At 61.3% G+C, this 13617-nt stretch carries 9 protein-coding genes and 3 pseudogenes; 3 read left to right on the forward strand and 9 right to left on the reverse strand.

The window, feature by feature from the left end; translation table 11 throughout:
* Window positions 1–2: 2 nt before the first annotated feature.
* The 4 genes from RZA67_RS07800 to RZA67_RS07815 all read right to left on the reverse strand — a co-directional run bounded on the left by RZA67_RS07800 (window position 3) and on the right by RZA67_RS07815 (window position 4988).
* Window positions 3–764 (reverse strand): hypothetical protein, encoded by a 762-nt coding sequence (locus RZA67_RS07800; RefSeq protein ID WP_317212128.1) that lies wholly within the window; start codon window positions 762–764, stop codon window positions 3–5.
* Between the two features lie 130 nt (window positions 765–894).
* A complete protein-coding gene (locus RZA67_RS07805) occupies window positions 895–2316 on the reverse strand; it encodes a PepSY domain-containing protein (protein WP_317212129.1) in 1422 nt (473 codons plus the stop codon).
* 1 nt (window position 2317) lies between these two features.
* Window positions 2318–4357: a TonB-dependent receptor gene (locus tag RZA67_RS07810; RefSeq protein ID WP_317212130.1), complete on the reverse strand. Its 2040-nt coding sequence runs from the start codon at window positions 4355–4357 to the stop codon at window positions 2318–2320.
* Window positions 4358–4487: 130 nt separating this feature from the next.
* Window positions 4488–4988, reverse strand: coding sequence for a DUF2946 family protein (locus RZA67_RS07815; RefSeq protein WP_317212131.1), 501 nt, complete (start codon window positions 4986–4988; stop codon window positions 4488–4490).
* Between the two features lie 179 nt (window positions 4989–5167).
* Here RZA67_RS07815 and RZA67_RS07820 point away from each other — a divergent pair, with 179 nt between their 5' ends.
* Window positions 5168–5587, forward strand: coding sequence for a hypothetical protein (locus RZA67_RS07820; RefSeq protein WP_317212132.1), 420 nt, complete (start codon window positions 5168–5170; stop codon window positions 5585–5587).
* Window positions 5588–6227: 640 nt separating this feature from the next.
* On the opposite strand, the pseudogene RZA67_RS07825 reads toward RZA67_RS07820, so the two are convergent.
* Window positions 6228–7350, reverse strand: a pseudogene (locus tag RZA67_RS07825) (IS3 family transposase).
* 512 nt (window positions 7351–7862) lie between these two features.
* Window positions 7863–7985 (reverse strand): annotated as a pseudogene (locus RZA67_RS07830) (TIGR03761 family integrating conjugative element protein); the annotation flags it as partial.
* Between the two features lie 208 nt (window positions 7986–8193).
* Between RZA67_RS07830 and RZA67_RS07835 the strand changes: the two are divergent.
* The gene (locus RZA67_RS07835) at window positions 8194–9375 is read left to right on the forward strand and encodes an HNH endonuclease (RefSeq protein ID WP_317212133.1); all 1182 of its coding nucleotides are present in this window, start codon (window positions 8194–8196) and stop codon (window positions 9373–9375) included.
* Between the two features lie 252 nt (window positions 9376–9627).
* Here RZA67_RS07835 and RZA67_RS07840 read toward each other — a convergent pair.
* Window positions 9628–10455, reverse strand: a pseudogene (locus tag RZA67_RS07840) (STY4528 family pathogenicity island replication protein); the annotation flags it as partial.
* On the opposite strand from RZA67_RS07840, the gene RZA67_RS07845 reads away from it, so the two are divergent.
* Window positions 10393–10980 carry a flavodoxin gene (locus RZA67_RS07845; protein ID WP_317212134.1) on the forward strand — a complete coding sequence of 196 codons (588 nt, stop codon included), beginning with the start codon at window positions 10393–10395 and terminating at the stop codon, window positions 10978–10980. The pseudogene RZA67_RS07840 and the gene RZA67_RS07845 overlap by 63 nt on opposite strands.
* Window positions 10981–11161: 181 nt before the next feature.
* On the opposite strand, the gene RZA67_RS07850 is transcribed toward RZA67_RS07845, so the two are convergent.
* Window positions 11162–11542 carry a hypothetical protein gene (locus RZA67_RS07850; RefSeq protein WP_317212135.1) on the reverse strand — a complete coding sequence of 127 codons (381 nt, stop codon included), beginning with the start codon at window positions 11540–11542 and terminating at the stop codon, window positions 11162–11164.
* Window positions 11543–12487: 945 nt separating this feature from the next.
* Complete coding sequence (locus RZA67_RS07855; protein ID WP_317212136.1) at window positions 12488–13597, reverse strand: caspase family protein; 1110 nt, start codon at window positions 13595–13597, stop codon at window positions 12488–12490.
* Window positions 13598–13617: the final 20 nt, after the last annotated feature.

Consider the following 13617-nt stretch of genomic DNA (forward strand, 5'->3'; position numbering starts at 1 on the left):
TTTCAGCCGTGACGGCGTCGATGGCGTTGGAGTACGGTCTCAACGCTGTGCAGCGCGCCGAGTAGCTCGTCGCGCCAGCCGGCAGCCGGCAGCGGACGCACGGCACTATGCGCGGCGCAGACGAAAGGCGTGCCAGCCCAGCGTTCGGCCAGTGCATGCACCCACCGCGCGAATGCATCGGCTGCGCCTGGCCGCGCCTGCAGTGCATGCGCCAGCTTCGGATGGAACTTCAGTTTCGACTGCGGCAGCAGCTTGCCCAGCACGCCAGGGGCAGCAAGGACGTTGAGCGTGTCATCGACGTGGACGATCCCGCTGCGGCGGTGACGCACCAGCACGGAACTGGCGTGCACGCTGTCATCATCCGGCACCAGCGCCAGCCCGTCCGGAACGGAAAACTCGAGGTCATCGGCAAACTCGGCCTGTGTGCCGTCATCTTCAATGACCTGCGGGTCCCACGGCAGCTGAGGTGCCCGCTGCAGGTGGCGGCGGGTACCGATCAGGCGCGCACCGGGCAGCAGGTGGTGCAGCGGTTCGCAGTGAAGGGTATGGAACGGATGCACGTTGATGATGGCATCCACCCGCGTGCCACCCTCGGTAAGGCGCAGCAGCGTCTCGCGTTGATCATCGTCGGGTGTGTAGCTGTCCAGCACCAGAAAGCGCCCGTTGCGGCGGCGGATCAGCGAGAGCTGTGTACCCAGGTCAAGGATGCCGGCTACCTTGAAGGTGCCGCGCAGGTTCCAGAAATCGTTGGCGAGTTGCTGCATTGTCAAGGCAGCCAGAACCACAAGGCCCTGGCTGGCAGTTGGGTGGGGAATGTGCATACTGCGTCTGCGCCGATTGCACCGATGTGAAAACCGGTGAGGGAAAATTCACGGGCGGCGAAGGTGAGCGCGGCTATCTCCGCCAGCCACGGGTGGCCGCAAAATCGAGCAGACCGACCAGCAGCAATGAGAGGCCGACAAGCGGAAACACCAACCCGCCGATGCACAGCAGCGCGAACACGCCAGCAACACTGCGGCCTTGTCGTGGCAGTGGCGGAACCCCGATGCCGCCGAGTGGGCGGCGCTTCCACCACATCACCGCGCCGCTGGCGCACACCAGTACGATCGCCAGACAGGCAACCAGCAGGAACAGGCGGTTGGCCGTGCCATAGTGCTGGCCGAGGTGCACGTTGATGCCCCACTCCAGTCCGCGGCCCAACAGCCCGTAGTCGGCGTAGCGCGTGTCCAGCAGCACCATGCCGCTGTACTGGTCCAGATGGATGACCCGCTGGTGCTCCAGTGCCTCCGGATACACCGAGCCGGTGTACACCCCCGTGGCGCCGCGCGGCAGGCTGACACTGTAGCCTCGGGCCAGACCCATACGGTCAAATGCCGCAACAGCGGCATCAATGCCGATGGCGCCCGGTTGCGGCGAAAGGTCGCCAGGGGCGTCTCCTCCATGCCCCTCATGCGCCCCATGCCCGTCGTTGCCGGGCTTCGCCGCGTGGTGAGCATGCGACGTAGTGGAGACGGGCAGGCGGGCCTGCTGCATCGACCACGCAGGCGTCGTGGTATCGGCCAGACGCTGGTGTGACATGGGTATGTCCACGCGCACGCCGGCCGGGTAGCCGTAGTCGTGCCCGTTGGCCCACGCATTGACCTGCTGCCCCCACACCACCGACCACGGCATGCCGGTGACAGCCAGAAACACCAGCACGAGGCCCACCCACACCCCGGTCATGGCATGCAGGTCGCGCCAGAACACGCGTTGGCCTGGCCGTCCGCGTACCGTGGTCACGCCACCGCGTTGGCCGCGCGGCCACCACAGGTAGACACCCGTGGCGACCAGCAGGATCGCCCAGCCGGCTGCGATCTCGATCAGCGCGCTGGCGTAGGTGCCCAGCAGGTCCAGGCTGTGCAGGCGCCGGACGATGCCCGAGAACGTGCCTTTCTCCGGCAGATGACCGAGCACGCGCGAACTTCCGGGGTCCACGTAATAGACCTGCCGGCGCCCATCCCTTTCGACGACGCCGACCTCCACGCTGCCATCGCTGCGTTCCGGCCCGGTGTAGCGGAACACATCGCCCTCGGTTACTGCCTGCACGGCGGCGATATCGGCGCTGGGCAGTGCCCGCGTCGCGCCCACCGACGAGGCCACCTTCAGGCCGCTGTGGACCCAGCGGTCGATGGGCTTCTGATAAAGGTAGACCGCGCCTGTCAGTGCCAGCCAGGCGATGAACGGCAGCACGAACAGCCCGGCATAGAAATGCCACCGCCATACCGCGCGGTAGAAGCGCGGACGGTCAACGGTGACAGGTGGGACGATGGCTTTCATGTCAGAGCTCCCGTGTCCAGCTCAGGTAGAGCGCACGGCCGTCGCCGGGTGAGTAGCCGGACGAACCACTATCATGCCAGGCGTACAGATAGGCCCGGTCGGCTGCGTTCTTCAGCTGCAGCGACAGTTGAGTGTGCAGGTCGAGCCGGAAGGTGACACCCAGGTTGAGCAGCGCGTAGCCACCATGGCGGCCCAAGGTGTTGGTGCGCTCCACGTAGTAGTCACCCTGGCCGTTGCCCCAGGCGCTGAAGGTCCAGTCATCAGTGGGGCTGACCTCCACACCAACGCTGGCCAGCCAGTTCGGCACGTTCTCGATCTGCCGCCCGCCGGTCGCCGGCGCGCTGGGATCGGGCACTTCGATGATGGCTTTCTGCCGCGAATAGGAGGCCCACGCCCGCCAACGCGTATCGGGTTGCCAGTTGGCCTGCAGATCCCAGCCCCGGCGTCGGGTGCTGCCGACGTTGCCGACCTCATTGCTGCCAACGGAGCCGTTCACGCCTAGGATCGTGGCCACCTCGTCCGACGCGGTCTGCTCCCACACCGCAGCGCGGGTCTGCAGGCCCGCCACGGGCGACCACTTCACCCCCGACTCCCAGCCTTGGTTGATGGAAGGCGACAGGTTGCCCGCCTGCGTGCGGTACGCACCGTTGCCGCTGCCGATCTGGAAGGTGCGCCCCCAGTTGGCGTAGACGACCACCGCATCGGTGAGGGCGTAGGAGGCGCTGAACTTGGGCTGCCTGATCAGCCCATAGTCGTACACCGGTGCCTGCACGCCCGTGGATGCATCGGCGAAGTCACCCCAGATGCGATCCACACGGTACGCCGGTACAAGCTTCAGCTTGTCCAGCGGTCGGATCACCGCCTGCACGTAGGCGCCGCGGGTCTCCAGATCAAAGTCCCAATCGCGCAGTGTGAGCTGGCGCTGACGCTGCACCGTGCGGTAGCGCTGCGCGATGTTGTCCTGCCATTGGCCGTCCACGCCGGCATCGACCACCAGCTCGGCCAGCGAGGTGTCCGGCCGCCAGGTGGCGGTGAGGATCAGGCCGCGCTGCGTTTCATCGTTGAACCGCTCCTGCTGCGCGCCGCCCTCGGTGAAGGTGACCCAGCGCTGATTGCGGTAGTCGTTCTGGTAGGCCTTCGCGGCCCATACCCAGTCCCCGCCGATGCGGCCGTCGAAGTGCAGTGCACTCTGGCGGGTCTGGCGCTCGCTGCGGTCGTCGCTGGCATAAGCCGGCGACTGTTTCGGATCGGCCTGTAGTTCGGCGTAACCCAGGTAGCCGGCTTCCAGCGCCGCGTTCTGGTAGTAACGCGCGGTCACACCGCCGCGCCAAACCCCGTCCGCAGCGGTGTAGAACCACTTGCCCGCGAAACTGCGCTGGGTAGCGTCGGCGTGATCACGCTCGCCGGCTGACTGCCGCCAGCCGATGAAGTAGTTCTGCGACCACGCCCCGCGCTCGAATCCCTTGGCGGCCTGCAGGTCCTGCGTGCCGAAGCTGCCGGCGGTCACACTCAGCTGGCCGTCATTGCCGCCTTGCCGGGTAACCACGTTGACGTCGCCAGCGATGGCATGGAGGCCGTAGCGCGCGTCATTGGTGCCGCGCACAATTTCCATGGCGGTTATGTCCAGCGGCCACACCGCATCCAGATACGGCATGCCGCCGGCGTTGTCGTTGCTGGGTATGCCGTCGATCAGCAGCTTCACGGCATTGACGCGGCCTTCGCCGTTGAAGCCGCGGAACGAAAAGCGGCCTGCGTCGGTGCCCATCTTGAACTGCGTCACCTGCACACCGGGTGCGTTCATCAGGAGCTCCCAGCTGTGCTCGACGCGCTGGGACTGCAGCAGGTCGCCACCGATCACATCGACGGAACTGAAAACGGCGTGGGCACTACGGTCCCAGTGATCCGCATCGGTCACCTGCACGGTGCCGAGGGTGAGGGCGGTGCCTTCCTGCGCGGATGCGCTGGCAGGCGACGCGCACAGGCAGCCGAGCGCGATGGCCAGATGCAGCGGGAGCGGCGAACGGGTAGGGTTCTTTGTCATAATCACAACACATGGCGCCACCCGGCCTGCGCCGGATGGTGCGGGAAAACAGGAGGCAGCGGCGTGCCGGCGCAGTCGAGCGCAGGCCGCGTTTCGCAGCGACGGGTTGCCACGCCGGTGGCGCGGCCGGTCAGACGGGCAGCGGCGGCCCGCGGGCACCCAGATGGCCGGGCGCGATGCTGGCACGCCAGGGCAGCGTCGAGGCACGCACGTAGCGAGCTGGACGCAGGCCGATCAGGGCGACGAGCAACGCCACCAGCAAGCTGAGCATGCGCGCAGCGATCAGGCAGTACTCGCAGTCCACGCCCATGTCATGGCCTGCATGCGGGTCCTTTCCCGGGAGGTGGGCCGGCGGCGGCGGCACTGGATCATCGCTGTTTGCCGGCATGGCCATTGCCTGATGATCGTGAGCGCTGTGCCCCGCCTTGGTGGATGCCGCGTCGACCAACCCATGGCCCTTGGTGTGATCCTGCGGTGCAGCGTGGCGGTGTTCCACCGTGCTGAGCGCCTCGACATGCGCAGGCCCGGCACCGTGCACGATCCATCGGCTCACCATGGGGGCGAGCACGATGAGCAGGACGGCAACGAGTGCCAGCATGCTGAGGCTGCGATGGAAGGCGGGGAAGGGCACATCGGCATTGTAGGGGAAGGTTGAAGCTCTGCACGGCGACAAGGCAGGCGTGCGATATGTTGCCGCACCCGGCTGCTTGGTCAGCGTGGCGGTACCAACAGGTCGCGCTCGGAACGAGTGCACCTGGCACTGTCGTTGTGTTCCCCTATATGCTCACGCTACAGGGACAGGGGAAACACATGCGCACGGACGTGATGCTGGCAGTGGCGTTAATGGCCGTTATTTCTGCAACACAGGTACAGGCCCAGCAGGTCTACAAGTGTGTCGAGGGTGGCCGGACCGAGTACCGCTCGATGCCTTGTGAAAATGGCCCTCCGGTCAGGACGTGGGACGTTGAGGTGGCGCCGCGATCAGCGGACATCATCGCAAATGAGCAGCGCATCGACGCCATGCGCCGCGAGGTCGCCGCGCGTCAGGCGCAGCAGCGCCAAGGTTCCCGGCCTGCCGCGACCATGATTCATTTCTCGCAGCACAGGGAGCCCGAGCGCTGTGCACGCGCCAAAGCCCAGCGGGACGCGGCTTACCGGAATGCGGGGCATCGGCGGTCTTTTGCCCTGAGCCGCCAGATGGATGATCTGGTTTATGACGCGTGCAAGTGAGGCGTGGGATAGGTACAGCGGCAAGATGTCGGTTTCGCTGATTGATGGCCACCCGTACGCTGTTGAATGCACGCGGTTTTCCAGCGAAGGGGCCTTGCCAGCGCAAAGCGATTAGCAGTCAGGGTCACGATTCGGCAAAAGAACGGCCATCAGGGACGCGATTCGACGAAAGCATCTTCGGTATCTTTCGGCATTTGGAATGCGCCCGCACGAGACCTCGGCGGCTCCCTTGTCGTCGCGCCACGAATCCAAAAATCCATAAAACCCCTTATTGGTCAAATGGTTGCGTTTGCGGAAACTCGCCGAGCGTGATAATGCTGGGGGGCCACGCCCGTGGCAGTACCTAGACGGCGGAGACGACAACTATGGCCTGAAGCAGCTGGATGCCTGCGGCTAGAACGACGAAAGGCCAGGGAGGCAACCCTGACCTTTCTGAACAACCGGATAATCCGCCGATTGGGGCTAGCCTTCCATGCCTCACTTCCTGTGTCAACAGGTAGCGGGCTTCTGTTGGCTCGGGTCCAGAGGACCCATCCATGAGCTCAACGCTGAGAGCCGCTCGCCCAGTTAAAGACCTGGTTGTCAAGCCGGGGCAATTAGCCATGTGCCGACGTCCCCCCGGCCTGAGTAGCGGTCGGGCTTAGAGTCCGGTGCTGATTTTATCTTCCTTCGCCGCCAGCTGGGCGGCGTACTGGGCGGGTGTCAGACCGCCAAGCGCTCTTTTGGGTCTTTCTTCGTTGTAGTCGCGCCGCCAGCTTTCGATACTGGTGCGGGCATGAAGCAGCGTCGGGAACCAGTGCTCGTTGAGGCATTCGTCGCGCAGCCGCCCGTTGAACGACTCCACGTACGCATTCTGGTTCGGCTTGCCCGGTTCGATCAGGCGCAGGGCAACTCTTTTTCCGTGAGCCCAAGCCACCATCGCCTTACCGCAGAACTCCTTGCCGTTATCTGTCCTGATCACGCGTGGCAGGCCGCGCTGGATGGCCAATCTGTCCAGCACCCTGGCAACTCCCTGCCCGGAAATGGCCCGTTCCACCTCGATAGCGACGGCTTCGTGGGTGGCGTCGTCAACGATGGTCAGGCATTTGATCACCCGGCCTTCTGCCGTACGGTCGAACACGAAGTCCATCGACCACACCTCATTGGCAGCGGACGGCCGCAGGAGCGGCTGGCGCTCGCCTACCGGCACCTTCTTACGCTTTCTGCGCCGCACCTGCAGGCCCGCTTGCTGATACAGCCGCTCCACGCGCTTGTAGTTCACGACATGTCCTTGCTGCCGCAGCTTCAGATGGATCATGCCCACGCCGTAGCGTCTGTGCCGGTGCGCCAGCGCAGCGATCTGCTCGCGCAGCTCGACATTGTGGTCAGGCCTGGGCTCGTAGCGCAGCGCACTGGCGCTCATGCGCACGACGACCAACGCACGCCGTTCGCTCAGCCCTTTCTCGACCATGCTCCGCACCAGCAACCTGCGCGCCGGTGCGGTCACCACTTTTTTCGCAGTGCATCCTTGATGATGTCGTTTTCGAACACCTGTTCGGCCAACAGCTTCTTCAGGCGTGTGTTCTCCGCCTCCAGGTCCTTGAGCCGCTTGGCGTCGGGCACGCTCATGCCACCGAACTTGCTGCGCCACAGTAGTACGAGGCCTCACTGAAGCCATGCTGGCGGCAGAGGTCCTTGATCGGCATGCCGGCCTCAGCTTCGCGCAGGAAGCCGATGATCTGCTCTTCGGAAAAGCGCTTCTTCACGTCCAATCTCCTTGTCATTGAGGATTGGACTCCAAACCGCTGCGCTACTCAATCTCGGGGGGACGTCGGCAGGCAGACAGTCCTGCCCAGATGAGTCATTGTGGTGGTAGGTTCTCATCTTTCAGATCCTCAGGAGTCCGTACTAGCGCATTTGGGTTGGGGCAGTTCGGCTGTTCACAGCGACTTGAGTCTCCCTGATGCGAGGTCGTACAAGTGTCTGGGACGATCTGGGGTTCACTGACTCTCTCCCTGATCGCAAATTCTTGAGGTCGTTGTTGTATATCGATGAGTTCAATGCAATGGGGATGCCTCATGTGCAAGTACTCACCATCTCCATGGCTAAGAGGTTCATTCTTCAGGTAAGCCACCGTCTGACGACGTTACAGCTAGTCGACCAACTGGATCCCTTTGGCCTGCTGGTGCAGCTTGGCCGGCGGCCGCCTTCGCCCCAAGAATCTCATTTCAGCGTGGTAGGGATAAGGGATGTTTATCAGGGGTACGGGAGGGCAGCTGCCGACCCAAAGCAGTCATCGCGATTCAGCGGCGGCAGCACGGTCATGCCGGATCGTGGAGGCGTGATGGGTGTGCAGCGTCAGCGTCATTGCGCTGCGCAATGACCCGAGGTTCAACCTCAAAGACTCATCGATTGCCAGGGTGAGGGCTCTCTGTAGGGGAATGAGCCAGCAGCTTCCGGGCAAGTGGGGGGATGTCAGTCAAGAAACGGAACGGGGAAGGTTCCGGGTTGCGTTTGGTGCGGCAGCTGGCAGGGGTGTGGTCCGGGGATAGAGCCAAGGAAGGCCAGTGAAGGCTATTATTTCGCGCTACGAATGGGATTTACGCTTAACCTTTTTGGAGCCATAGATGGACAAGTGCCTGTTTTGCGATCGCGATCTCGACCCTGGTAGCGAGGAGCATATTTTCTTATCAGCACTGGGCGGGCGTCTGGCGACTCGGAAAGCGACCTGTCTTGTCTGCAACAACGCTTTTGCGAATGAAGAGACGGGAAAGGTCGACGATGCCCTTGCCAAAGGGTTCGAAGAGATCCGGAATGGGCTAAAAATTTGGTCGGGCCGGAACAAGGCCCCGCCAACGCTGCTACGCGCAGCAAAGCTAGATGTTGGGCTTGAATTAGATTTGGCGCCGGGGTTCGTTCCTGTGGCAAGGCCGGGGAAGGTCCCCAGAGAAATGGTGTACGGGGTAGAGCAACAGCTTAGTGCGAACAGTCAGGCCAATGCCGAGCAGATGCTCTCCATCCTTGCCAAGCGAGGGGCTTCCGTTGAAGTGTTGAGTGCAATTCGGGTTCAGGAGAAGGCGCCTATGGTGCATCGGCAGATTTCGTTCGATGGGCCCAAGGTTTGGCGGTGTGCTGCGAAGTCGGCGGTGGTCGGATGTGTGGTTCTGTTCGGGAACGGACAGGCACGCAAGCTTCTCTCTGGGGATCTGCTTAAAGCAATTCGTTATGGAGAGCCTGCCATCAATCGCTTTGCGGGATGGGATTTCGTCAACGAATGGCCGAAGATCAACTCGCTCACTCCGCACGACAAGACTCCTTATGCGCAAAGCTCAGGATTCGAACACGTTCTGATCGTGGCCGACGTAGGTGACAAGTGGATCGCCTATATTTCCTTGTTCGGGGGGTGGCGACTCTCATTGGCTCTTGGGCCCAGCTCAGGTCTTCCGACGCGTGGCTTTGCGTTAAATCCACGATCAGCGAAGCCAGCACGTTTCATTGTCGAGGCCACTGCGCCGACCTTCTATTCCGAGCGAAGGGAAGACTCGTTCCAAACGGAGCATGCCCATGTGCGGGCGGGGATTCAAAGGGAGTTCGACCGAGCGCTGGCGCAATGGAGTATCGAGGCGCGGGAGGACTATGCCGAAGATCTAGTCCGGGAGTTGCAAGAAACCGTCGCACAGGCTGGTGAGGATGAAGCACAACGAATACTCGCCGTCAGTTCGTTTGCACAGAAGCTCGCTTGCATTGAGCTGGGTGACTCCTGGGAAACCGATCTCAAAACCCTGTTCGCCGACGACAAGGATCCCTGAGATATCACCCTCCAAGATTAGACCAAGGACCGACAATGAAATCCAACAGCCGCGACTGCTCGACCTAGGCGCAAGGCCTCAGTGCTCCAGGTCGATGAGCCTGACAAGCAGCGCCAACGCGCTTTGTACGCGGTCCGCGTGAATTTCCTTGCTCCTCTCCATCCGGAAAGCTCTTGGATGACCAAACTCGCAGGGGGTAAAGCTAGCCCCCATGGCGCTCTGTGGTTCTACTCCCTGCGGATAATTTGCAATCTACGGCTTGCGAAGCAAATCTTTCAGACGCGCAATGTGCTGTCGCGCCTTCGCGTGAGACGGCTTTGGTTGGAGCTTCACGCGGCGTTGCCGGTGTTGAGACTGATGCAGGTGGGGCGGGCTGGGCTTGTTTGGCCCAAACGTTGAATTCGCCCCGGATCACGCGCTGGATGATGCCAAACAGGTGCGCCTCAGGATTGCGGATGCCGTGCCTGCTGCAACGTGCGGTCCATTCGTCCAACACGGCTTTCCGCCGGGTATCGTCCACCTGCTGCGACGCTATCCGGGCACTCATGTGTTGCTCCGCTCTTAGTTCCGCGAAGCGCTTGAGCCACTGCAGTCCATCCAGCGCGAGCGACCGCCCAGTACTACGTACTTCATTCATACCAGTACTACGTACAGTACTAGCGTGCTTCGGATTCCGAAGGTCGGTGTCTGGCGCGCGTTGCAGGCCTGCTTCGGATTCCGAATCGGGGCAATCACCCTTCCGAAGAAGGCTCAAGCCCCCTTCTTCGGAATCGAGAGGGGCCTCCTCTTGCGGACGAGTTCCTGGCCTGCAATGACTTCGTTGGCAAGGCGTTCGGCCAGGACCTGCAGCCGCGAGGGCACGGTGTGACCGGACAGCAGCGGGTCGTGCGCGATCTCCCGGAGCGTGTTCAAGCCCACGACCTGAACGGTCTTGGCCAAATGCCCCAAGGACAGGCTGAGCAGGGCTAGGTAGTCTGTGTCGAGCTGCATCGCCTCGAACGGCGCCAGAGGTTCGTCGTGCAGTACAAAGAGGTTGCCGAGGATGCGACCGGTTCTTGGATCAAGGCGTCGTCGCACCAGGCGCAAACATCGGGCACTCCCTCCCGCACGCTGGCCGCCTACATCTCACGCTCCGGGAATACGCGTGTCGTTGCAGGCCTGATCCACTGCGAACCGGGCGCCGACCTGTTCGAGATCCGGCCTGCGTTGCCTTATCCGGAGGGCTACCTGGTCAACGTCGAACAGGCGCGACAGGAAAGCGATAGCGGATTCGAGCCTGCATTGGAGACCAAGGTTTCAAACATGGCCGGCTACGGCACCGTGTACCTGGGTTTTCCCATCTGGGGAGATACCACACCGCGGGTGATCCGCAGATTCATCAAAGCACAAGACCTTTCAGGGAAAGTCCTGATCCCCATCGTCATTCATGGAGGCCACGGACTCGGAGACAGCCAGCTTGTCCTCGCGAACCATGCGACCAAAGCACAACTCCGTCGAGGCTTCTCTTTGGACGCGGATCAGGAGAGGGGAACGATGAATCGCGTGAAGGCTCAGCGAGCGCGATTTCAAAGGCTGAGCATCTCCGATGCGAAAAATCCTAGATGACTGCTCTTGGCGTGTGGCGGGCATCGGCGGGGCAGGGGATTAGGAAGAATTATCGTGGGTATCAGGTTCCCGTGCTTGACCGATTGCAGGCCACTTCTCGGCGTAATTCGCCGCAGCAGAATCACTCCAAAATTCTTGCGGAAGAATGCGCTAGAGCATCGCCAACTAACCAGCCGATCCTTCAGTCAAGTTGCTCCACCAAGTCTACGAAGATCATCCCAAATCCTGAACCATAGTCTTCTACGTCGAGGTCTTCGGGCCACTCAGGTCCGTCACCATCCAAACCTTCGTCGGTCGTATAGGGATCTGCCTGCATGACGCGGAGGTAGTCGAACTGGCACCACTCGTGGATCTCTGCGCGATAAAAATCGTGGCACTTAGTGCGAAAAATTCTCGTGCTCTCAAACTGAGTTGCGAACCCAGTACTCATCAAACCCAAGTCCCCACCACTACCGGCGGCCACGAGCGAGATCGCCTGCTGAGGTAAGGCGAGCGGCGCTATGTTCTTCCAGCGGCCACCCGTAAGCTTCGAGGCGAGCTTGCGGTGCACGTGATAGGACAAGGTGACATACAGACGCCTCCACTCCGTGCAAGAAGTCCCTCGACCGACATCCGCTCCCCAAGGGGGCATGCAGTTCGATGCCCCGTTTACTGTTGAGCCGGCCAGGCAGGCGCGGGTTTGCTCAACTACGCAGGAGAAAAATGGTTCGCATGTCGTCCGCTGGCTAGGCCATGCGACATACGCGTGCGACGGTCCACCGGGGACGGCAACAGGCGAAGAGGGTGCGAACAACAGGTACGCCCAGAAGGGGATACCCGCGTGCGGTGGCTGGCCGAAGTCGGACCGAAGAGAAAACTGTCCAAGCGGCTCGGCGTTAGGGTGCGCTGACGTAAACAGATCGAAAACAGGAACTTTCTCGAGGAAATCAATCTCCTTTGGCGAACTACCCATGCTCTTCCACGAAGAGTGATGAACCTTGCCTTGAACCAACAACATACGCTCACGAAGGCCAGTTGGCCCAAGTACACGCACAACTACGGCTAGGTCGGCCAGTTCCCGTCCGTCTGGAGTTGACGGGGCTTTGGGGCGTGCAATCGGAAAACGGTCGATCCATAGGGAGGTAACGCGAGGTTTATTGCCTGTCGCGGATTGGATGGAAGCCTGTAGGTCGAGCACGCCTTGCTCATCGTGAAATGCGCGAAGGAAGTCCCGTTCACTACCGCCAGCGAGTTTGCCTCGCTCCCAAACTGCGTACTCAGAAGCTTCTATAGATCCAGCAGGGTAAGGATTGGACATCGCGTGTTGGTTCCTAAAGGCTGCGCATCAGCGAGAAAGGGCATCCGGGCTACTGGCCCCTACTTATCTGGTTCCGACCGACCAATCCGCTAGCCTTGTGGAAATCCCGACGACTGCTTCGCAGCGGGAGCGGTCAGTTACGACTTGCCAAGGATTTCACGGAATCCCAAATACTTGGAGCGGAGTAGAGTCTAATCGTCAACTTGTCGCTCAGCACGCCCGCAGTGCCATCAGCGTCGGATGGGTTGCAAAGTCTTCAAGAGCTGTACTGATAAGCGTCGCGAAGGTAATCGAGCGTCCGCCGCCTCCTTGCCTCAGCTTTCGAAGTGCAGAATGCCATGCAGCTTGGCCTGTAGATTGGAATTCGAGGCGAGAAAGATCGCCTCCCGCTCGACTCCAAATTTCCTGGTCACGAGGTCCAAACGGATAAAGATCCGATAGCGCCGATTCAAGAGCCGCCCACAAATCCTGAGTTGGCACCAAGCCCCCCACCTCCGCCAGATCGCCAAGCACTGCACCCTTCTTGCCACCTAAGCTCAAGGCGATTGCGAAGTTCACCTCAAGATTATCTGCTTTGAATATGGGATGCTGGTTATCCGGGATCTGCTTCGGGACTTCTTCTGCGACGTAGTTGAACAGGTCGAAAAGTCTTATGAAGCCGCTGCCTGCTTTGTCAGCTGCGCCTCGAAGACCTGCCAGTAGCGCGGAGGTAAAAACGCTATTCCGGGCACCATGGAACACGGTAGAAACTTCGTCAACGCGGCATGATGCCATCAGCGCACGACCACTGCCCGCGGCCAGTTTTATGAAGGTGTTTTGAGAGTAACCGGACTTAAACATGTGGCCTTTGCCGTCCGACAGTGACTTTGAGACAGCTGCGCCACCTGCATGGCATGCATCAATGAATACAAGAACACGCTTGGCCTTTATTCTTGACAGCGCCTTGCCGAACTCCTCGGAACTGATGGATGTCCCCTGAATATCAGAGAGATCGGTGTCCACCGTAACCAACACGCTGTCTTCATCGCCAGGGCTGCCAATGACTGCCCCGTGACCCGAGAAGAACACGCAGACCGTATCGTCGACGCAAGCACGGATGGCCAACTCGGCGAGGCCAGCCATAATCGCTACCCGAGTGGCTTGACCATCCAGTAGCGTGACCACATTCCCGGGGTCGTAACCGCAGTAAGCTGGCGACGTCAATGTGGCTGCGACGTCTTGAGCATCGTGCAGAATCGAAGCAGGCAAGCTCGAGACTCGTTGGTAATTCGCAACTCCGATAAGCAGCGCGTGACCTTGTGGATAGGTGGGTGAGTTCATAGATCAGAAGTCTTCTCAGA

Source organism: Stenotrophomonas sp. C3(2023) (assembly GCF_032911385.1).
Lineage (GTDB): Bacteria > Pseudomonadota > Gammaproteobacteria > Xanthomonadales > Xanthomonadaceae > Stenotrophomonas.